The 21,292-nt window shown below is 35.1% G+C and carries 19 protein-coding genes and 3 pseudogenes; 16 read left to right on the top strand and 6 right to left on the bottom strand.

All coding sequences use genetic code 11. The features are described 5' to 3' along the window. The first annotated feature begins 366 nt into the window (after positions 1-366). The 8 genes and pseudogenes from RWU19_RS11780 to RWU19_RS11750 all read left to right on the top strand — a co-directional run bounded on the left by RWU19_RS11780 (position 367) and on the right by RWU19_RS11750 (position 7,924). Positions 367-630 carry a type II toxin-antitoxin system Phd/YefM family antitoxin gene (locus RWU19_RS11780; protein WP_316002767.1) on the top strand — a complete coding sequence of 88 codons (264 nt, stop codon included), beginning with the start codon at positions 367-369 and terminating at the stop codon, positions 628-630. Beyond that, positions 630-899, top strand: a complete 270-nt coding sequence (locus RWU19_RS11775) for a Txe/YoeB family addiction module toxin (protein ID WP_316002762.1) — start codon at positions 630-632, stop codon at positions 897-899. The genes RWU19_RS11780 and RWU19_RS11775 overlap by 1 nt, the downstream gene beginning before the upstream one ends. A gap of 54 nt (positions 900-953) precedes the next feature. Then, on the top strand, positions 954-1,106 hold the full coding sequence (locus tag RWU19_RS13990) for a type II toxin-antitoxin system RelE/ParE family toxin (RefSeq protein ID WP_410053488.1): 153 nt from the start codon (positions 954-956) through the stop codon (positions 1,104-1,106). A gap of 222 nt (positions 1,107-1,328) precedes the next feature. Next, positions 1,329-2,189 (top strand): ParA family protein, encoded by an 861-nt coding sequence (locus tag RWU19_RS11770; RefSeq protein ID WP_316002763.1) that lies wholly within the window; start codon positions 1,329-1,331, stop codon positions 2,187-2,189. Then, the gene (locus tag RWU19_RS11765) at positions 2,190-2,744 is read left to right on the top strand and encodes a hypothetical protein (protein ID WP_316002764.1); all 555 of its coding nucleotides are present in this window, start codon (positions 2,190-2,192) and stop codon (positions 2,742-2,744) included. It begins immediately after the preceding gene. 369 nt (positions 2,745-3,113) lie between these two features. After that, on the top strand, positions 3,114-3,866 hold the full coding sequence (locus RWU19_RS11760) for a hypothetical protein (RefSeq protein WP_316002765.1): 753 nt from the start codon (positions 3,114-3,116) through the stop codon (positions 3,864-3,866). An 81-nt stretch (positions 3,867-3,947) separates the two neighbouring features. Beyond that, a complete protein-coding gene (locus RWU19_RS11755; RefSeq protein WP_316002766.1) occupies positions 3,948-5,945 on the top strand; it encodes an immunoglobulin-like domain-containing protein in 1,998 nt (665 codons plus the stop codon). A 320-nt stretch (positions 5,946-6,265) separates the two neighbouring features. Beyond that, positions 6,266-7,924, top strand: a pseudogene (locus tag RWU19_RS11750) (IS1182 family transposase). A gap of 136 nt (positions 7,925-8,060) precedes the next feature. On the opposite strand, the gene RWU19_RS13985 reads toward RWU19_RS11750, so the two are convergent. Further along, positions 8,061-8,171, bottom strand: a complete 111-nt coding sequence (locus tag RWU19_RS13985) for an IS3 family transposase (RefSeq protein ID WP_410053485.1) — start codon at positions 8,169-8,171, stop codon at positions 8,061-8,063. Between the two features lie 269 nt (positions 8,172-8,440). Further along, complete coding sequence (locus tag RWU19_RS11745; RefSeq protein WP_316032195.1) at positions 8,441-9,214, bottom strand: AraC family transcriptional regulator; 774 nt, start codon at positions 9,212-9,214, stop codon at positions 8,441-8,443. A gap of 165 nt (positions 9,215-9,379) precedes the next feature. Between RWU19_RS11745 and RWU19_RS11740 the strand changes: the two genes are divergently transcribed. Then, on the top strand, positions 9,380-9,823 hold the full coding sequence (locus RWU19_RS11740; RefSeq protein ID WP_316002805.1) for a hypothetical protein: 444 nt from the start codon (positions 9,380-9,382) through the stop codon (positions 9,821-9,823). A gap of 86 nt (positions 9,824-9,909) precedes the next feature. Further along, on the top strand, positions 9,910-11,193 hold the full coding sequence (locus tag RWU19_RS11735; RefSeq protein ID WP_316002806.1) for a hypothetical protein: 1,284 nt from the start codon (positions 9,910-9,912) through the stop codon (positions 11,191-11,193). A 317-nt stretch (positions 11,194-11,510) separates the two neighbouring features. Here the strand turns inward: RWU19_RS11735 and RWU19_RS11730 are convergent. Then, positions 11,511-12,816 (bottom strand): annotated as a pseudogene (locus RWU19_RS11730) (ISL3 family transposase). A 132-nt stretch (positions 12,817-12,948) separates the two neighbouring features. On the opposite strand from RWU19_RS11730, the pseudogene RWU19_RS11725 reads away from it, so the two are divergent. Then, a pseudogene (locus RWU19_RS11725) lies at positions 12,949-14,069 on the top strand (IS3 family transposase). Between the two features lie 262 nt (positions 14,070-14,331). Here RWU19_RS11725 and RWU19_RS11720 read toward each other — a convergent pair. The 3 genes from RWU19_RS11720 to RWU19_RS11710 are packed head-to-tail and all read right to left on the bottom strand — an operon-like array spanning position 14,332 to position 15,106. Further along, the gene (locus tag RWU19_RS11720) at positions 14,332-14,670 is read right to left on the bottom strand and encodes a hypothetical protein (RefSeq protein ID WP_316002807.1); all 339 of its coding nucleotides are present in this window, start codon (positions 14,668-14,670) and stop codon (positions 14,332-14,334) included. A 21-nt stretch (positions 14,671-14,691) separates the two neighbouring features. Next, on the bottom strand, positions 14,692-14,883 hold the full coding sequence (locus tag RWU19_RS11715) for a class IIb bacteriocin, lactobin A/cerein 7B family (RefSeq protein WP_316002808.1): 192 nt from the start codon (positions 14,881-14,883) through the stop codon (positions 14,692-14,694). A 13-nt stretch (positions 14,884-14,896) separates the two neighbouring features. After that, a complete protein-coding gene (locus RWU19_RS11710; RefSeq protein WP_004271274.1) occupies positions 14,897-15,106 on the bottom strand; it encodes a Blp family class II bacteriocin in 210 nt (69 codons plus the stop codon). A gap of 277 nt (positions 15,107-15,383) precedes the next feature. Here RWU19_RS11710 and RWU19_RS11705 point away from each other — a divergent pair, with 277 nt between their 5' ends. The 5 genes from RWU19_RS11705 (at position 15,384) to RWU19_RS11685 (ending at position 21,202) form a co-directional block, all read left to right on the top strand. Continuing rightward, entirely contained in the window at positions 15,384-17,555 is a 2,172-nt protein-coding gene (locus RWU19_RS11705) for a peptide cleavage/export ABC transporter (RefSeq protein ID WP_316002809.1), read from the top strand. 455 nt (positions 17,556-18,010) lie between these two features. Next, entirely contained in the window at positions 18,011-18,961 is a 951-nt protein-coding gene (locus RWU19_RS11700) for a sensor histidine kinase (RefSeq protein WP_316002810.1), read from the top strand. 1 nt (position 18,962) lies between these two features. After that, positions 18,963-19,721, top strand: a complete 759-nt coding sequence (locus RWU19_RS11695; protein ID WP_316002811.1) for a LytTR family DNA-binding domain-containing protein — start codon at positions 18,963-18,965, stop codon at positions 19,719-19,721. 808 nt (positions 19,722-20,529) lie between these two features. Next, positions 20,530-20,667: a hypothetical protein gene (locus RWU19_RS11690; protein ID WP_316002812.1), complete on the top strand. Its 138-nt coding sequence runs from the start codon at positions 20,530-20,532 to the stop codon at positions 20,665-20,667. 16 nt (positions 20,668-20,683) lie between these two features. Beyond that, positions 20,684-21,202: a PedC/BrcD family bacteriocin maturation disulfide isomerase gene (locus RWU19_RS11685; protein WP_316002813.1), complete on the top strand. Its 519-nt coding sequence runs from the start codon at positions 20,684-20,686 to the stop codon at positions 21,200-21,202. Positions 21,203-21,292 lie beyond the last annotated feature (90 nt).

Here is a 21,292-nt window from a genome sequence, read left to right as displayed (position 1 = left end):
CAAGGTAAAATGAATATTACAAGTAACAAAACATCACGTTTGCTATTGGCGTTGATGGGTTACGGAATTCTTTATAGAGATGACCAAAATGACCAGATTCTAATAACTCGGGCCGGGCGTTCATTATTAATGAAATATAGAAAATTTATACCGGAAGGTTTTCAAATCTTACAGTTAGAAAACATGCGTTTAGAAGATTTATTTAGATTAGCAGAAGATGATAAGTATAGATTTGAAGTTTTGAAAATTCAAAAGAATGAACTATTGAATAAGTTATATCCTGAGAATGCGATAAAAGCACATTTTGGTGATGCTAATCATATGTATAGTTGGTTCATTCCTAAAAGATTTAGAGGGGGAGTAGATATGGCAAATACAGTCTTAAATCCTAGCTCAGCACGGAAAGATTTTTATAAGTTGTTGAAAGATGTAAATGATAATCATACGGAAATTAAAATCATTAGTGAGCGCAGCGAAAATAATGCGGTGCTTATTGGTTTGGATGATTGGAAAGCAATCAAAGAAACGCTATTACTTGAGCAAACAGGCACTTTGGATGTTGTTCGTAAGCGAGAAAAAGATGATAGTGGATTTACTGATGTTGATGAAATTGATTGGGATAACTTATAATGAATAACTACTCTGTGATGATTAAAAACTCGGCTAAGGCTGATTTAAAGAAAATCAAACAATCTAATTTGAAATCTGAATTTGAGAAGGTTATTCAGACTTTAAAGGAAGATCCCTACCTCCCTACCCAATCATTTGAGAAGTTGAAACCTAAACATAAAGGTAGGTATTCTAGAAGTTTAAATAGACAACACCGGGTTATTTATAAGGTAGATGAAGATGAACATGTGGTTGAAATTTATTCAGCATGGATACATTACGAGTCGTAAAAATGACAAAAAAATTGGAGGATAATCTTTTTGAACTACGATCGGATTTAGGAAATAATATTCAAAGATCAATATAATTTTCACTGGACAGGTTCGCGTTTCATTATTACACATGGTTTTAGTAAGAAGGCACAAAAGACGCCACCAAAAGAAATTTTACATGCTTTGGAAATACGTAAGGAATTTGAGGAGGAGGAAAACAATTGAAAGTAGAATTTACTTGATAAGCCAAAAACATCCTAAGATTAGTGGGTAAGATATTTCGTCAAATATCTTACCCACTAATCTTAGGATGTTTTTAATTATGTACTACCTTTTACTTATTAATTATAAGGTAGTACTTATTTATCCTTTTTTTGGTAGTATCTAAAAACAAATATGTTATAATAGTATCAAATAGAATATTGCTAAAAGAAAAGAGGTAGGAACGTGGTAGCGAAGAAATATGTGATCGGTAATTTTAAAGGTGGCGTAGGTAAAAGTACATGCGCGCAGATGTTAGGGTTTGAATCAGCAGTCAATGAAGGAAAAAGAACCTTGATAATTGACTTGGATATGCAAGGAAATACTTCTGATGTGATGAATTTAACGCATATGAACTTCACTAACGAAGAAGGAGGCGGAGAAGGTGAACCTATTGTTTACGAAAATACTGTGACTGACGTGTTGATAAACAATCTCCCACCTAAAGAGGCTGTCTATAAAGTGATCGATAATCTCTATATACTTCCGGCAGACATGTCCTTTGAAATGTATGATGATTGGATCAAAGAACAATATAACGATTCATTGTCCCAATTCAAATATATGAAAGAAAAGCTAGAACCATTATTTGATGAGTTTGACGTCATCTATTTAGATGTCCCACCTTCTATTTCTGTATATAGTAAATCCGCGATGTACATTGCTGACTGGGCAATCGTTGTCTTGCAGACTCAAGTAAAATCGATGAGAAATGCTATGCAATATCTTGAATATATGGACTTTTTTGTGAAAGAATTTGATACGAACCTATATGTTGCTGGTGTGATCCCATTTATGTTGGAAAGTGGGGATGCAGTAGATCAAGAAATGTATAAACAGGCTCAAGAAATTTATGGGGAACATTTGATTAAAAATGTTGTACTTAAAAATGCGCGTTTAAAACGATATGATGGTTCAGGTATTACGATGGAGAAGACAAAGAAAGGTCGTTTGAAACAATGGGATCGAAAAAGCCACGAATTATTTATCAGCATTTTAAAAGAACTGGAAGAACACGAGAACTGGTATGCTATGGAGGTGGATTAATTGGCTGATATCAAAGGACTGGATATTTTTGGAAATAATAAAGGGCTTGCCAAAATAAAAAAAGAAGCAGAAGCAAAGAAAAAGCAGCAAACAATTACACCATCTGAAAATAAGCAATCAGAAGTGAGTCAACTTCAAGAAATGAAAGCTTCTTCCAATATAGAAAGACAAGGAAGAAGAAGGGCCAAAAAAGTTGGCGCACCAATCAGAAAGTTTGATAAGGTTTATTCAACCAAGCATCCTTTAAAATTGTCAACGTTATTAAATGCTACTTCGAGAGTTTTAGTAGAGAAGTATGAGACAAATATGACAAGAGATGAATTGTTGAGAAAAGCCTTGGATGAATATATTAGACAAAACCTTACGCAAGAAGATAAACAGGACTTATTTAATGATGTGGTGAAAGAATTAAATTTGTTTCGAGAAAAGTATCCCATCGTTCCAGAACTAGACGATCATGGAGAAATAGTGAGGACGACAGCCCAAATTAAGAAAGATACGGAAGAATCTATTCGAAAGGGTTGGGGAATGAACCTTAAAAGTAGAGTGTTGTAATAAAAATAACGGATGATTTTTAGTTATTAGTAAAGTAAAGGAGCTACTGACACGTGAAGAAAATCCTATCAATTCCTAAATAATGAAGGTGCTAACGTCCCTTTTTTGCTGTATTTGATTATCGTTTGAGTGTTCCGCTAAAAGAAAGGAATCCAGTATTATCAATGGTGACGCTCTTTAGCTTGTTTCTCCAATTGGGTAGTCCGATGGTAGGATTTGCACAAGAAGCCTCTAGAGAGACATAGAAGGTAGAACAAAAAGAGACGCCTGCTCCTACGAAGGCATCAGAAACTTCATCAAGCGCTCAAGCAACAGAAGAAGCCCCTAAAGCTTCGACTGACAGCAGTCAAACAGAACAAGCGACGGAAAGTGGAGTCAGAGACAACACAATCGCAAGATCAGGGAGAGGCAACAAATGACACACCGGCGCCAGCGTTGCCTACTGCTGAATTGCCAGCTCCTCAAGGAAAAGCAGGAAATACAAAAGTTGATCCCCCATTGACTTTGCCGCCAGGGTATGCCGCGGGTACAATAAATGATAGTATCACTAGACAAGACAATGGAGATAAATTAGATTTGGTTTGGTTTAGTTCTGGTAGTGTAACAAAACGTGGATTACCAATGCTTTTAAATAATGGCCGATCATATGTTAATTTGGACGCTCTTGGTGTCACTCCTTTGGTAGATAAAAATATAACACTAGGAGGCAGTTACAATAGTGGTATATTTTATAGTATTCCTGTCTCTAATCGTTTATATGGTCATACACAAGATAGCCTATACTGCTCTTTCTACTTTAATGATAACCAAAATAATCATTTTAAATTGGAGGTTGTTCAAACTTTTAATAGTAATAATTCTGTCACCGTCAATTATACTCTACAAAACTTAACTACGACTACTTTGAAATTAGGATTGCTGCAAAACATGGACCTAAAGGTGATAACCGATTTTGTTCCAGTCTCACCTGTCAATAACTTTGAAGGATTTTCGTTACAAGGTTCGTCTGGACCAAGACTAACCATCTTGCCTGTCGGTTTTGAAAATTGGACTGCGGGGCGCTACCTTGATTCTACGAAATTTCGTAATTTCACACCAGCAGATGCGGATGGTGTGGGCTGAGAGACGGGATTCCCAAATGGGGATCCTACAAAACCATTAACCGAAAATAAACCAGTAGATCTGGGGGATAGTGGTGCATCTATGAAAAATGTCGGAAAAGATGTTCCCCCTAATGGTCAAATTTCTTTTGACTATGTTCTAAAATATGGACAAGATATTGCGCTAGATTTAACGGTTGATCAATCTGATATTACTGCCATCGAAGGTAGCGATGCCACTATTACAGGACAAGACTGGGATGATGATACTCCTGATTTCAAGGTATCGATTGAAGAGAAAGCGACCAGCAACGTAGTAACCTCACAAGTTTTTACTAACATTGGACTCGGGCAAAAACAACCCTTTCAATTAACCATTCCTGCAGATAAATTGAATCTAGGCACGAATGAATTTATCGCACGGGTTTCAGACAAATGGGGAGAAAAGAAAGAAGTACCTGTAACGGTAGAAGTAACGGATCAGAAAGCGTGCATTGAGTTTGAACACAATCCGTTAGAGATAAAAGTTGGGGATGCCTTTGATGCGAGTGATTTCGCAAGTGTAGGTGTCAAAGCTTATGATGATAATGACCAAGACGTTACTAATACGTTAGTTATTTTGGATAATACGGTGGATACCACAAAAGCAGGGGAATACCACGTGACCTATTTTCTTCCAGGAGGGACGATTCAAAGTGAGTTAACGGTTAAAGTAACTACTGCGCCGCGTTTTGAATTTTCTCAAAACCCTGTTCATTTGAAGGTGGGTGACACCTTTGATCCAGATCCGAAGAATTGGGGGATTAAAGGGTATGACGAAAACAATAATGACATTACTGATCAAATCATTGTGGATCCCTCAAGTCAGGTAGATACCACGCAAGAGGGAACGTACAAGCAACGGTATTCTCTTCCTTATTCTGGGCATCCTGATGTTTCAGACGAATTAACGGTCATTGTAGAAGCCAAAACCAATAGCATTGTCTTGAAAAACGGAAGTTTTGAACAACCAATTATAAGTGGAAGCAATCAAGGAGCGCAATTTCCAGACGGTACATCAGGACTGGAATGGCACATGACTGCTAGTGACAAGCAAATCGAGCTTCAAAATATCACTAACTTTGGACCTGCGCCAGATGGAAATCAGTGGGCAGAGTTAAATGCTACCACGGATGGAGCGTTGTATCAAGATATCCCGACCACACCAGGAGCGATTATTCACTGGAGCGTTTGGCATCGCGGTTGTGATGGCACAGATGTGGCAAAAGTGAAATTTGGACCACCCAATGGAACAATGGAAGACCAGAAAAAGATGACAACCGGTACCACTTGGACCGAGTACAAAGGCGTGTATAAAATCCCCCCGGGCCAAACAGTGACGCGTTTCGAATTTGAATCAGTCTCTACTAGCACGGGAGATATTACTAGAGGAAATCTGTTGGATAATGTCTTTTTTACTGATGAACAAATAGGAGATAAACCGGTGATTCAAGCCCAAGACCAGACAGTTCTTCAAGGAGACACTTTTGACCCAATGGCTGGTGTAACGGCAACGGATGCAGAAGACACGGCAGGAGGCATGGATGTACCAGTGACGGTACATGAAAATACCGTGGATACGTCCAAGCCAGGAGACTATTCTGTGACCTATTGGGCCACCGATAGTGATATGAATACGACAGAAAAAACCATTAAAGTAACGGTCATTCCTAAAGAAATCAGTATGGATGTTCCAGATACGATGGCATTTAAAGAGATTCCATTAAACGGGCGAGTCCAAAAAGTGGCACGAGAAGAAACAGATTGGCAAATTGCCATTCAAAATACCAAGAAAGCTAACTGGACCCTGAAAGCAGAAGCCACTACGGTCATGGATAGTTACCAACAGGCCTTCCCAGATGCATTGATCTTTGTGGCAGAGGATGGGACAGAGACGTCCATGTCGTCGCAAGTACAAATTACCCAAGGAGATGGCAGCGATCCTGCCCCGACGGTACAATGGGAGGCGGACAAAGGGATTCTGTTCCGGGTGAATCCAACGACGATGAAAGCAGATACGTATAGTGGTCAGATTCAGTGGACCTTAGAAGAAGCACCTTAAATTGAAGGATCCTTACTTTTTAATAGTGGACCGGGACTTTCTATACCAGAAAGCTATACAGTGCGTATCATTGAAGTCTTCACATGGAGGTGATTTCACGGAGATAGTAGAGAAACACGCGACCTACGCTTCAGCATAAGAAGCATAGTTTTTTTAGAAAAGAAGTAGGGGAACGTGAAAAGCACCTAAAGAGAGTGGGGTAATAGTCAGAAAAAAATCTGATTATTGCCCCACTTTTTTTGATTTTAAGGTACACAAAAAGCACTCATCCCTGTAAGATTAAAGTGACCAAACCCAATCAGAAAGGAAGCGAGTGCTTTATGTTTAAAAATTATACCATCAACCAAACAACTTTACCATTAGATATGGAACAATATATTCCTGAAATAGATGCGGTCAACGCTTTAGTCGAAACAATGCCACAAACACTCTTTCTTGAATTAGAAGAACAACTAGGCCTATCGGCCTACCACCCCAAATGATGTTAAAAATTATTTTATATGCTTATACGCAGCGTGTCTTTTCTGGTCGGAAAATTGAATTTCTATTAGATGACAATTATCGTATGCGTTGGTTGGCTAACCACGAACAAGTCAGCTATCGGACCATCAATCGATTCCGAATTCAGGAAACAACCGCTCACCTTTTAACTAAAGCGTTTGTCTTACTTCGCCGTCAATTGATTACTAATCAAGTAATTGATAAAGAAGCGATATTTATTGGTGGTACAAAAATTGAAGCAGATGCAACAAATTCAGTTTCGTCTGGAGTAAAGCAACGAATCGTTATGAAACTGCTTTGGATAAGCAATCAAACGAATTCTATCATGCTCTTTATTAAAGAAGAAATTTAAAAGAAGAAAGCTAATCCGATGGATTGACAAGCAATCAATTGGAAGAAATGGCTCATCACTTGGAAACAGAGTTAGTGGCGACAGAAGAGCAGCTATAAAATGAAACAAAGAAAGAAAACTAAAGCAAATAAAAGAAAAAAAGAAGAACCTACAAAAAATATCTACGTAAAATCAAAGCTGATTATCTACCAAGAAAACAAAAATATGAAACCTATAACCGCCTTTTTCAAGAGCGAAATAGTTTATCTAAAACAGATACAGATGCCCCATTTATGCGAATGAAAGACGATTACATGCGCAATGGTCAGCTAAAACCAGGCTACAATTTACAAATCGCAACAGAAAATCAATATGTCCTAGCGTATGATTTGCTCCCAAATCCAACAGATACAAAAACCTTAAATCCGTTTTTAGACAGCTTTTTGGAACAACACAACGAATTACCCGAGTATATTGTAGCGGATGCTGGCTATGGAAGTGAAGAAAATTATATGTATATCAACGATATCTTGCATAAAACGCCATTAATTACCTATGCTAGTTATCATAAAGAAAATAAAAAGACCTATAGAGACAGTCCCTTTGTGGTTGATAACTGGCGCTATCTTGAAGAAGATATGTATATTTGTCCTGCCCATCGGGCAGTTCCCTTCAAGTGATATAGTCGAAGAAAAGATAAAAGTGGATTTGTACGTGACTTCAAAATTTACGAATGTGAAAATTGTTGAGGCTGCTCTGTTCGTAGTCAATGTACGAAAGCAAAAAGTGAGCGAAACCGACAAATTTTAGTGAATAATACATGGGTTATTTCAAAGCAGAATGCAAAAAGAAGCTTTTAGAGGAAAAAACAGGTTTGATCTATCGGAAACGGAAAATCGACGTCGAACTAGTGTTTGGATATCTAAAGGCTCATTTGGCGTTCCAATGTTTCCACTTACGAGGGAAATAAGGAGCCAAGATTGACGTTGGCTTGGCACTCATGGCATTAAATTTAAGAAAATTAGGGAAATACATGGAGAGGAAGAGCCGTAAAAAAGAAAAAACAAGTCCGGTTTTGAAATTAACCATCAAAATCGGACTTGTTTTCTTTTGGAGAAAGGACTATTGTCTCACTCTCAAATTATAAATCTACTGAAGGAGTAATGTAGTTTAATCTTAAAAAAAAAGAGACTTACAAAATAATTAGTATGGAGGTTCCCCAAAAAATTGGACTTCTTGGGAGTGGAAAAATCCATTCTTTTTTATGCTCTAAAATGACATTTTTACGCAGCTGTTACGGCTGTTTTACGAAATTGGACAGGACTTTGCCAGTTTAATTTCTGTTTTATACGTTCATTATTGTAGACTTGATAGGTATTGAACCAGCACTTCACTTATAATGGAGCCTTAATGGAATACTTCTTAGACAGATAATCGCTTCCGCCTTTGCCATTCAAATAATCATGAACATTATTTCATTTATCTACAAATTTTTGAGTCAAAGCTTAGATATTAAGATTTTCTTGAAAAAATTAGGTTAAATATTGCTTTAATAATTAGTTAAATGACTAATAGATTACTGTTGAAGACAATTATATAATAAGAAAGAAAAAGAAAGAAGTGGCTGAAGAAACTTTTTTCTTTTAAAGAAAGGATCAAAACTTTAATATTTACCATTACTTTTAAATTTTATAATTCCGTTTTTACGATATTGAGAAGGTGATACTTTAGTATACTTTTTGAAAACTTTTGAAAAATAACTTTGATCAGTATAATTTAATGCTATTGTAATTTCCATTATGGTGAGATCTGTAGAAGAAAGCAAGTATTTGGAGAATTCTATTTTTTCTTGGTTTATGAAACTTTTCAAACTCATACCAGTTACATTTTTAAAATGATATGATAAATATTCTGGTGAAATATGAAAATGATTTGCTATTTGAATAACTTTTAAATTACTATTAACGTTATTTTTAACATAATTTATAATTTTATTTACTAGTTGTGAATTATATTTATAAAATTTTTCATTTTCGATTAATATCATAAAATTTTCAACAATTTCACATATAAATTGTATCGGTTCCACTTTTAATTTTTTGAAATTTAATCCAAGATATGCATCTGATAATGAATAAGCTTCCTTTTCACAGACTCCTTCTATAATAACAATTCGCGTAAGCAATGTGATAATTCCTACAGTATAATAGATTAATAATAAATTATCAAAGTTATCAGTCTCCATAGAGGAAAATATTTTTTTTATCAGAAATCGCATTCGTTTGTAGTCACATGAAGTAACTACTTGAGCAATTAGTAATTCAAAATGTCTTTTCTGTTGGAAGAAAGATTCATCATTTAAATTTGCTTTTGCGTAGAGAATATTCAATTCGGGTACTTTTTTGTCAAAGGAAATTGTTTTCTTTTTTACAGTCATATAGATTCTCCTAACGAATAGTTTAAATACATGATAATTATAGTAAAAAAATAAAAAAATATTAAGGAAAAATACAAATATTCTTAGTATATTACCTAATTTTTTTTCGTGAATAAGTTAACATTGTATTTGTACCAAATATATATTTTTTAGGAGGGATTTATTATGTTAAAAAAATTATTAACAAGTACTATGGTGTTGTTATCAGTGTCGTCAGCAGCTGCTGGAGTACTATGCACAACTACGGTATCTGCTGATACAGTTAGTTCTACTACTGTAGCAACACCACAGCTACGTGAAATTGGTGGTAGTTTTTCGGGGGAGCTGCATGAAGGAATGGGGGTTGAGCCAGTAAATATAGGGACAGTAGAATATACTATTCCTCCAGTTATAGTACTTGATGTAGTTGATGGGGGACCAGAGAGTTTGAGCTGGTCGGTTGCAGTCCTGGATCAAAGATCGGGTTTAGTTAGTGATTGGACAGAATTTAAACATGGGAATACAACGTTACCTATAAATATTGATATGTCTAAAGTTCGTATAGGAGATGAGTTACAGCTTCAAGTACATGCAAATTCAGGTGAGGGTTTTGTGACATTTTATGTATAGATACTAATTCAGATATGAAGTTTTTATATAAAATAAATCATAGAGATCTTCCTTATAAGAAGAATAGAATAGGAGTAGACTAATCCATGATTTTAAATAAAAAAATTGCAATATATGGCTTAATGGCTCTATCAACACTAACACTATGTACAACCGTAGATGCCAGTAGCATTTCCACTAAATCAAATGATTTAAATGATTTGTTTAATGATTGGGGCGTCACAAATGTCAATGAAACTTCCAATGCTCAGGTAAGTGAATCTGTCACGTTGGGGGATAAATTCTCTAATCAATCAGATGCTATGTTTAGTAATACAGTTACTATTAACGGAAAAGAACACACATACTCTTATTTAAATGGAGACTCAACAACTTCTCCTTATTACCGTATTGATGATAAAAACAACACATATGTAATAAAAGGGAATACAAAATATTATAAAAAACTAAATGTTGATGGAAATATTGATCTAGCAAGAGTAGTTACAAGTGATGATGGTATGCAAGTAGCAGAAAAATTAACCCTGAATACTTCTACAAGATCATTTGACCACGAAGTAACTGTGAGAAATGGCACAAAATCTAAAATTTCAGGACAATATTTTGGAACATATTTAGATACAATGTTGGATGACGATGATGACATACCTATTTATGCTTCAGGAGATGGCGGAACTTATATTGAAGATAGTAATCTAAAACTATTTAATAAAGCTTTAAGCGATAACATTGGTTTGCTTGCTGGTCATTATAGTGCTGATGGTGTATTAAAGGATAAAGTATCGGTAACAAATCAGAGTGATGGTGAAAAATTAGTTGACGCTGGGGATAGTGCGCTTCAATATCAAACAAAAACAAAAGAGACATTAGATGTGAATGATACGTTCACATATAAGTATTCTGAAGCTCTGTATTCTCAAGATGAACCAGATCCAACTTGGCCTGACGGCTCTCCAAATGGATGGAAGGATTTTGCTGGACAAGATCTTCAGTTGTTAGATGATCCAGACAACTCACTATTTGGTGATTATGTTTTCTACTCAGAGCAACAAGCAGCGATTTATAAGAGATATGAAGGTGAAGAAGCATTACATGAGGGTAAATATCGTGTAACTGTTTATGCAAAAGGTACAACTTCTGAATATCCGTCTCTACCATTGAAGGTAAGTCTTAAAAAAGACCCTTCTTCTAATGATAGTCGTACTTTATTATTAGCTAACCCACTTGGATCAGGAGAAAAAGTTGACAAAGGGTATTATAAAGTAACAGCAGATGTGACAATAGCGGAAGATGAAACTACTCCACTTATCACTGTAGAAAATTATCAAGGTGGATATATTGCCGGAATATTCATTGATCCACTAGATTAATAAATTTAAAAGTTCACATTTAAAGATTTAGCTGTATCTTTAAAACTAGCAATTTTAATAAAGAGAAATTATTAAAATTGCTTTTAGATTTAACTTCGTATTATATTTATGATAAAGATAGATATAATTAATTTATACCAGAATAGAGTTTGTTAAGTGTATAAATTTTTTTCATAAGCTAAAATATATAGGCAATTTAGAGAACTTCACAAGAATCTAGAATCTTGAAGAAGTAACTCTAAAGGCTCTTTGTCAAATAGTGTTGTTTTAATTAAATCACCTTGAGGAAACGTTTCGGCGTTTCCTCTTTTATGTTATTAAATAATTTCACAGAGATTTTGTTGGATCAAGACTCGCATACGCAGATGTCGAAACGTTCGAAAGCCAAACGCGATGCGTTTAATGACTTTGATTAAATTGTTTTTCCCTTCCAATTTGCCGTTAGAATAGGGATATTTTAGTGCATTGATGATTCCTTTTTTATATTTGTTTAACGAAAGAATCGCTTTTTTAAATCCTTTATCCAATGATATCGGTAATGTGTCGATCAACTCGAAAAAGCCAGTAAAATCTTTTGTTTCAAAAGCAGCCGACAATTCCTGATAGATTTCATAACTTTCACGCAAGTGCTTATCAATTGAGAGCAGATAGTCTAGGACGTCTGATTCGGTCACGTATTTCCGTTGGAAAAGCGGAAATTGACGAAGAGAAGTATAGTTGATTTTTGTTTCTTTCTTCAAGATCGTTCGCCAGTATTTTTTTAATTTACGGTAATCTTTCATTGCTTTAGAATCGCTTTTCTTTAACCGGTTCATGGTTTGGATTCGTTGCTTATTGAAGGCGCGAGTCAATTGTTGGAGTATGTGGAACCGGTCAATCGACACACAAGCATTTGGAAAAAGCGCTCGTGTCACTACGTGATAAGAAGCATTCATGTCCATTACGATATGCGTCACGTTTTGCCTTGCTTTTAGGGTGAAGCGTTGGAAATAGGCGGTTAATTTAAAATTTCTCCGATCATCTAAAATATCAAAAATCTTTCCAGTGTCGGCATCACTGAGAATAAAGCACATCGCGCCTTCACAATCTTTGGTTCCTTTGAATTCATCAATCATCAAATGTTTCGGTAAGTAAGCAGGTTTTAACTGTGGTTCTTCAAAGAAAGAGTCTAGTACGCGTTCGACCGTTTTGGTCGATACAAAGTATCGAGCCGCAATATCTTTCATGGAGATCTTCTTCTTTAAATCAATAGCAATCGCAAATTTCAATGGTTGCGAAAGATAGCAGTTTTCAGCGACATAATCAGTTTTAGCTGTAAATGTGTTTACAATAAAAGCGTTGCTTGAATAAACGAAGATAAGAAGGGACTTCTTGATAAGGAATCAGCTGGATCAAGCCCTCTTTATACGAATGATAAATCACTGTTTCAAAGCCGCACAGTTCGCAGTGGTGCGGTTTATAAGTCAATATTCCCGTAAAGATATTGGCCATTCGGTCATGGACCCGTTCTTTGGTCAGCGCATCTTCGGGAAAAGTGATGTATGAATTTTTGATATTTAACAATTCTTTGATCATTTGGTCTGTATTTTCATCTTTTATTTTGATATTCTTAGGTAAAGACATTTGGATTCTCCTTCTATAAGTGGTTCAGCGACTTAATTATAGAGGAATCAAATGTCTTTTTGTTATAAAAAAATATTTGATGTCCTTGCTCGATTTGAGTAACAACACCAAATATCATAGAACCATGATTATTTGGATGGTAACTATCTGTCAAAGAAGTATTCCATTAAGTCGCCGTCACAAGTGAAGCGTTGGATCAATGTCTATCAAGTATTTGGTGAAGAGGGTCTAGTAAGAAAGCGTCAAAAGAAAAAATATTCTGTTCAATTTAAGCTAGATGCGATAGAGTTATATCTAACAAGTGAGCTGTCCTATCGTGAAGTTGCCAACACGCTTAACATGAACAACCCTAATTTGATCGCTAGTTGGATGCATCAATTTCGTGAAGGTGGGATCGATGGACTCTCAAAAACGAAAGGACGATCACCTATCTTGTCTAAGAAAAATGAACCCAAAAATAAGAAAAAAGCTACAACTAAAGCAACGTCTGAAGAACGTGAACGCATCGAGGAGTTGGAGAAACGAATACGTTCCCTTCAAATTGAAAATGCCTTTTTAAAAGAATTGAGGAAGCTGCGAAAACAGGAAGCCCAACAACGACGAATGAAGCAATCGCACGAATCATCGCAAGCCTCCGAGGACCATTTAAATTAGTTGATTTAAAGTTCCCTAGGTCGACCTTTATGTACTGGCAAAAACGATTCGACCGTAAAAATCCAGATCAGAAGATTGAAGCAGAAATGCTTGAAATTCGGGAAAAGCATAAGAATTATGGCTGTTTACGGATGACCAATGAACTAAGAAACCGTGCTTTCTCTATCAATAAAAAGAAAGTTCAGCGCTTGATCAAGAAGCTGGAAATAAAAGTCACGGCATACACGCGTAAATCCCGTCGCTACAATTCTTATCGAGGACAAGTCGAAGCAACAGCCAAAAATCGGATCTATCGTTGTACGTTTCACTCTGATCAAGGTTGGGCGTATCAAATGAAAGCTTATGGAAACAAATTGAAGAAACACAAAATCTTTCAAAGCATGTCTCGGAAAGGGAACTGTTTAGATAATTCACTTATGGAGAATTTTTTCGGTTTATTAAAACAAGAGATTTTTCACGGGAAAACTTATAACAGTTTTGAGGAATTAAAATCAGCCATCGACAGCTATATCTATTACTACAATAATGAACGAATAAAACAGAAATTGAACTGGAAAAGTCCCGTCCAATTTCGTAAAACAGCCGTAACGGTTGCGTAAAAATATCATTTTAGAGCATAAAAAAAGGAGTGGACTTCTCCACTCCAAAAAAAGTCTAACTTTTAGGGGTCACTACAGCAGGTTAACGGTCTATTTTTTGACTAGATGTTTTCGCCGCCGTCTTAAACGGGCTACTTAAGGACTATGTTGACGCACAGTTTTTTTCTAAGAAATAAATTAACTTTTCGAAATAAAAATATCCATTGTTCTCAACTCTACCCGATTTGTTATAGTCTATCAAATGATTAAATGAACATGCATTCTACATCTTTGATATGATTTCTTCAATTTTATAAAGCTTAGAAGATGCTATGCCAGTTCCTAGTACAGTGTAGTTTTTTAATTGTTTCGGAGTAACTTGAGTAGCTTCATAAATATTTTCTTGTAAAGTAGTATCGATCCTATTTAAATAATCCGCAATTAATTTGCGCTGTTTCTTTTTTCTGATTTGAACTGGTAGAGTAGTTAAGACTACTATGCCGATTGAAAAAAACGACATCGCTAAACTATTCAAGAATGTATTTGAAAAGTATATTGCTGCCAGCCCAATTATCGCAATAGAAGCAGTTAAAAAGAAATCCTTTTTTTGATTCTTCGGCATAGTAATACTCCTTATAAAGATTTATTTTTGTGAAATCCAGTCTTGTCCTGCACCGACTAAGCATCCGGCTCCAATGGAAATTGGAGTTCCACCCAATGCACCGACTAATCCACCTGCCACGCAACTACCCACGACTGATCCCCAATTAGTTTTACCTCCAAAAATTTCCATCATTTCTTGATCTCTTAATAATGTAATATTTGCAGTTTTCATTTTCATATCCTCCTTATTGTCCTAAAAATCCACCAATGCATACCGCTGACCCAGCAATGACTCCGACATGGGCGCCTACGAAAGCTCCAGCAGGACCTCCTGCTGCTCCTGCTCCTGTACCAGCAATACCCCAACTACCAATTGCTTGCAAGCATTGTTTAGCAGTATAGCCACCGACTACTAGTACCAATTCTTCTTTGCTTAAACTTTGAACGTTTTTCATAGTAAAACCTCCCCTATAATTTTTATTACGAAAAAAATATATCATTCGAATTGAATTTTTAAGGTAAATTATCTCAAGATGACATTATTCTGTACTGAAATGTAAACGAGCCTATCCATCTGTGTCTTTTTAGTGTAATTTTTACTCATTTATCGTTTCAGCTGTAATTCTATTCACTTTAGGATATGAATGAGTGATTTCAGGACAATTTTTAATAATATTATATGAATACAAGTATATTTACACCATATTAAGTGCTAGAGAAGGTGTACGTATAATGAGAAAAATAAAGTTGATTAAGCAACATGATGAAAAAGATTGTGGTGTTGCCTGTCTTTCTATGGTCCTAAATTTTTATGATACGAGCGTTCCTATCAGTAAATTACGTTTAATGTCCGGGACAAACAGCCAAGGTACTTCAGCCTTTGGATTAGTCCAAGCATTAAACGATTTTCAATTTCAAACGCAGGTTTTTCAAACTGATGGATCAATTTGGAAGGAAGAAGACTTACCCTATCCATTGATTGCCCACGTAATCATTGATGGAGCATTCTTCCATTACGTTGTCGTTTATGGAATGAAAAATGGAAAGTTGCTTCTGGCAGATCCGGCTAAAGGAAAAATAGAACGAACGCCAGAAGAGTTTGCTTCTATATGGACAGGAATCTTATTAACTACTGCTCCTACTGAGAATTATCATCCCATACAAGATAAATCAAATGGATTGTTCTCTTTTGTGCCCATATTGGCAAGTCATAAGAAGACAATTGCCGGTATTGTACTTCTTTCTTTTATATTAACCGGATTTGGCATCATAGGTTCTTATTACTTTCAAGTGATAATTGATCGAATTGTTCCTTCAAGATCTGTTAACTTATTAGAAATCATCTCAATAGGTCTTTTGTCAATGTATGTGATACAAACACTATTCCAGTATTTTAAACAGTATCTTTTAATTAAGTTAGGACAACAGCTAAGTTCTTCAATTATGCTGAAGTATTTCAACCATGTTTTAAATTTACCAATGAACTTCTTTTCAACAAGAAAATCAGGGGAGATTGTCTCAAGATTTTTAGATGCCAATAAAATCATCGATGCCTTGGCGAATGCGACACTATCCCTATTTTTAGATGTGTCCATGGTTGTAATTATTGGAACTGCTTTATTTTTACAAAATCATCTTTTGTTTTTAATTAGTTTCAGTACACTTCCAATTTACGGCTTAATCGTCTTTCTATTCATGAAACCATTTGATCGAACAAATGAAGAGCAAATGGAATCTGGTGCTGTAGTCAATTCTCAGATTATTGAAAGCTTGAAAGGGATAGAGACAATAAAGTCCTTTAATGCGACAGATCAAGTATTTGAGAAAGTTCAGAGTCAATTCAAAAAGATGATGGATAAATCATTCAAAAATGCGAATCTTGATAACCTACAATCGAACTTAAAAACGGCGCTTCAAGTAATAGGTTCTACCATGTTACTGTGGGTAGGTACGTACTTAGTAATCGAAGGGAGCTTGTCTATTGGGCAATTGATTACTTATAATGCCCTGATGTCTTTCTTCACAACACCTTTGCAAAACATCATTAATCTTCAGGTAAAGATTCAAACGGCTAAAGTAGCTAACGATCGATTAAACGAGGTTTTCTTTCTGGATCGAGAATTTCTGGGTGAGGCAACCAGTCAACAAATGAATAACGTTGAATTGTTTACAAAAGAGCCATTAATCGAAGTAAAGGACGTATCCTTTGCCTATGGATTCGACGAAAATGTTCTAAATGATCTTTCCTTTTCAATTAAATCAAATGAGAAAGTAGCAATCGTTGGAATGAGTGGATCAGGAAAATCGACTTTAGCTAAATTGTTCGTGAACTTCTATACTGCTCAAAAAGGCAAAATACAAATTCAAGGAAAATCTATTCAAGATATTCCAAGAATCGATTTGAGAAATAAGATCGGGTATGTGTCACAAGAAACCTTCTTTTTTAGTGGCAGCATCTTTGAAAACTTGATTTTTGGTTTAGACTATCAACCCACGGAGGAACAGATTATTTGGGCATGTGAAATGGCTCAGATAAAAGAATATATTGAAGGACTTCCCCTTCAATTCCAGTCTCCTATTGAAGAAGGTGCTAGCAATCTTTCAGGTGGTCAGAAACAGCGTTTAGCTCTTGCGAGAGCGTTGTTAAAGAACTCAGAAATTCTCATCCTCGATGAAATAACTAGCGGTTTAGATACTCGCTCAGAGCATCAAATAATTCAAAATTTGATGAACCTAGAGGATAAAACCATTCTGTTTATCGCCCATCACTTATCCATTGCAAAAGATTGTGATCAGGTATTTGTCTTAGATAAAGGGCAGCTTGTCGAATCTGGAACTCATACCCAATTAAGAGCACTAAATGGGACCTATGAAGAACTTTGGGAAATGATGGCAATTGCTTAAAAAAGGAACAATATAGAGCATTATAAACATTCTGCCTATTTTTATTGATTCTTGTTATAATTAGATATCTATAATAATAGGGAAGTGTTTATATGGTTTTTGTAGATTCTTTCTCGTATTTTTTTAAAGAATTATTTGATCTGTTGCTGTTTCTATTCATGATTAGGCTACTAACAAATATTCGAAAAAAATCATTCTATTTTGCTCTACTTATATTCCTTTTTCCACTCACATTACTTTCAGTAACAGATGCACTTTTGACTGGAATAGCCCTGATATCTTTAATTGTGATACTAAGATTTAAGTCTTGGCGAAAGGAACCAGAAGTCAAATTTACCGAGTTATTAGGTCTTTTGCTTTCCTTAACGATTTATAGCATAGTACCACTCTTTTCATCCATCATTATATCTAGAATCTTTAAACTCGAATTCAACGTATTGAATGAACGAGGACCTTTGTTAGTAGTTATTTTGATTGGATTTGATTGGATTCTGTCAATCATCATTGCGTTGACAATAAAATCAAAGGTAATGAAACGTTCAATTCCTTCCGAAGAAGCAAAAGTGTATTGTATGCAGCTGGGAATATTTTTGACGTTTGTCTATTTGTTTGGAGAAGTATTAAGAAGGATGCAGATACTAGGCATTTTTCAAATCGTAATGATCAGTTTTTTAGTTACTCAATTCTCGGTTACGATGTATTTTACTTATCTTACTTTGAAAAAGAATCACGAAAAAACTGAATTGAGCAACCTTAAAGAACAGATGGAAATGATGCGAGTCTATACTGCGGACATTGAGAGAAACTATCAGGAACTGCGTAAATTCCGCCATGACTATAAAAATATGCTACTAGGTCTCAAGGCAACGCAAAATGAATCTGCGATCGATGAAGGGTATTTAAATAAGATGATCGATTATTCTCATCAGATGATAGATAACAGTGTGATGCGTTTTTCAGGACTAAGCAACTTAAAAGTAGACTCCGTAAAATCCTTGATGGTAGCAAAGTTAATCCATGCAGAACAATCTAGCATTGAGGTAAATTTTGAATGTCTCATTCCAATAGCAAACATCAATATGGATGAAATCAAACTTGTCCGAATCTTAGGTATATTAATCGACAATGCGGTGGAAGCAGCAATTGAATCAGAAGAAAAAAAAATAAACACATTGTTTATTGATTCCACCGATTCGATTGAGATTTCAATTGAGAATTCTTTCCTTGGCAAGCTGCCTTCTTTATCAGAGATGAAAAAAGTAGGATTTAGTAAAAAAGGAAAGGACAGGGGACTAGGCTTATCCAATGCTCAGGATATCCTTACTTCGACCAAGCAAGCTGACCTGGCACATTACTCAAATCAAGGAATGTTTGTTTCTACACTAACTATAAGAAAGAGTGAATAATATGACATTACCAATTATTCTCTGCGAAGATGACATAATTTTGATGTCTCATTACAAGGCAATCATCAATAATTGGGTCATGATCAATGATTATGATATGCAACTGGTTTTAGCAACGACTGACCCGGGAGATATTTTCTTGTATTTATCAAAAAACAAGGTAACAAATAGTTTGTACTTTTTGGATATCGATCTTGGAAAACATTTAGATGGAATTGATGTCGCACAACGTATTAGAACTGATAACGAGTTCGCTCAAATCGTCTTTATCACTTCTCATCAAGAGTTGGCAATGGAGACGTTAAAACGACAAATAGCACCGTTAGATTATATTGTTAAAGACGATCAAAGTGAAAAAGGACAAATAGAAAATGTTTTAGATGGACGCCACAAGTTAACATTTGTGGACAATAGAACTAATGAACGTCATCTATCCTTTATGATTGGTACAAGGAACTTTAGAGTGGATATTACTTCGATTTACTTCTTAGAAACGTCGGTCACGCCTCATAAAATTATATTATACGGCGAAAACATAATGTATGAATTTTATGGGAAGTTGAATGATTTAGAAAAAGAATATCCTGAATTACTTCGTGTTCATAAGTCGTTTCTAATCAATCCAAATAAAGTAATTTCTGTAGATTATAAGAGTAGAACGATATTCTTTCCAGAAGAGTATTCTTGTAGGTTCCCATTGGCAAAAAACAAAATCCTAAGAAAAACCTTAGATAGCACTGAAAGCTCAATTCGTAAATAGGTACTACGATATAGCGATTGAAAGAACAATAGACAGGAATACTCATCAAATTTAGCTAAATGATGCCGCAACAATTTAGTGTCGGCTTAGAGTTTATTTTTGTATTTTTTATCATGAGTTTAAATTCCAAGTCCTTTAATCAGAATACATTACCCAATATCTATTTGGTATTTTTAGATAGTCTCAATTTGAATAACTAATTGTGATTTAAACTCAAACTGAAATAGACCGAAAAACTCAAGGACCTGTGCTCTTGAGTTTTTTTCTATTGCGGAATCAGCTTTTAAGAAAAAATCAGAAAAAGAGCACCTTTATTGTTAAGTGACCACACAATAACTAGTTTCTTGCTCCAAATTTTCTGGCTATTGCAGTTGCTTTCGCCCATGATCCCAAACCATTTAAACCAATTTCTAGATTTATTTTTTGTATCAGTCGGTCTAACTCTGATTTAAATTGTAGTGAATGAACCTTGGGAGAAGAAAGATCATCAAGAGATTCATGTAGAACATTGAAGCCATCTGTACTTTTCTCGCTTGGATTCAAACTCATATGTCTTTCAATTATCGAAGTAAAATGAGGGTATCCTCTTTAGTCTTACTTAAACTATCTCATAATGAAAGAATTTGATTTTGAAATAAATGAACCCAAATAATAAGCGTGCTGAAAAAAAGAGAAATAAGAGCATTACTTTTGAACTCAAAATATGTCTTCATTTCAAGACATAAATTATTGATTTCCGGATATAAGTCACTAAATAATCAAAGAAAAAAATATACTATTGTCATCAAATAGAAGGAGAGTGGTTCAGATGACAAATCGAAAAACATTACCAAAAGAAGAATTGAAAAAAACCAAAGGAGGAACTCCTGGAGGATTTGATATTCTTTCTGGCGGTCCTCATGTCGCCCAAGATGTATTAAATGCAATAAAAGGCTTTTTTAAATAGAAGTGGAGAGAGAAGAATGAAGAAAAAATTTTTATCCATAATAGCATTATTATTTTCAATTACAATTGGGCTGTCATTTGCTCCGCAAAATTCCTATGCGGATGAGAATAGTCCTGACACAAATTCCACTGAAGTTGACCATCAAAATGCGACAAATGTAACAGAAGAAGAATATCTACAAAACATATCTGGTATTAAGGAAGTAAATGATTCAGAACTAATCAATCTACTGAAAAGTGATGATTCATATTTAATGTTGATTGGTTATAAAGGATGTCCGTACTGTCGAGAGTTTTCAAAAGTGTTATCTGAATTCAAAGAGACCAGTAAACTGCCTATCTATTATGTTAATTTAGAAAAACCTTATGGTGATACGTTATCAAGTGAAGACAAACAATTGATGCTATCATTCTTTAATGAAAGAGTTGGGCTTCAATATACTCCAACATTTATTAGAATCGACCATCAGATTCCAGTAAATGGGTTTATTGGATCAAACACTACATTAACTGATCTTCAGTCTTTGAATTACTAATTCGAATCATCACTATTAAGAATCAAAATACAATTTAATCGGTAGAGGATGATATTAATATCTTGTCCTCAATTTATTTTGAAAGATTCA

This window comes from Enterococcus sp. 2STP, assembly GCF_032465635.1.
GTDB classification, from domain to species: Bacteria; Bacillota; Bacilli; order Lactobacillales; family Enterococcaceae; genus Enterococcus_B; species Enterococcus_B lactis.
This window is presented reverse-complemented; position numbering and strand designations above follow the sequence as displayed.

Excerpts from the sequence above, each read along its gene's own strand:
- RWU19_RS11745 (WP_316032195.1), bottom strand. The coding sequence starts at position 9,214 with ATGACTGTAAAAAAGAAAACAATTTCCTTTGACAAAAAAGTACCCGAA.
- RWU19_RS11705 (WP_316002809.1), top strand. The coding sequence starts at position 15,384 with ATGAGAAAAATAAAGTTGATTAAGCAACATGATGAAAAAGATTGTGGT.
- RWU19_RS11685 (WP_316002813.1), top strand. The coding sequence starts at position 20,684 with ATGAAGAAAAAATTTTTATCCATAATAGCATTATTATTTTCAATTACA.
- RWU19_RS11775 (WP_316002762.1), top strand. The coding sequence starts at position 630 with ATGAATAACTACTCTGTGATGATTAAAAACTCGGCTAAGGCTGATTTA.
- RWU19_RS11715 (WP_316002808.1), bottom strand. The coding sequence starts at position 14,883 with ATGAAAACTGCAAATATTACATTATTAAGAGATCAAGAAATGATGGAA.
- RWU19_RS11755 (WP_316002766.1), top strand. The coding sequence starts at position 3,948 with ATGAAAAATGTCGGAAAAGATGTTCCCCCTAATGGTCAAATTTCTTTT.
- RWU19_RS11780 (WP_316002767.1), top strand. The coding sequence starts at position 367 with ATGGCAAATACAGTCTTAAATCCTAGCTCAGCACGGAAAGATTTTTAT.
- RWU19_RS11735 (WP_316002806.1), top strand. The coding sequence starts at position 9,910 with ATGATTTTAAATAAAAAAATTGCAATATATGGCTTAATGGCTCTATCA.
- RWU19_RS11690 (WP_316002812.1), top strand. The coding sequence starts at position 20,530 with ATGACAAATCGAAAAACATTACCAAAAGAAGAATTGAAAAAAACCAAA.
- RWU19_RS11740 (WP_316002805.1), top strand. The coding sequence starts at position 9,380 with ATGTTAAAAAAATTATTAACAAGTACTATGGTGTTGTTATCAGTGTCG.
- RWU19_RS11695 (WP_316002811.1), top strand. The coding sequence starts at position 18,963 with ATGACATTACCAATTATTCTCTGCGAAGATGACATAATTTTGATGTCT.
- RWU19_RS11710 (WP_004271274.1), bottom strand. The coding sequence starts at position 15,106 with ATGAAAAACGTTCAAAGTTTAAGCAAAGAAGAATTGGTACTAGTAGTC.
- RWU19_RS11720 (WP_316002807.1), bottom strand. The coding sequence starts at position 14,670 with ATGCCGAAGAATCAAAAAAAGGATTTCTTTTTAACTGCTTCTATTGCG.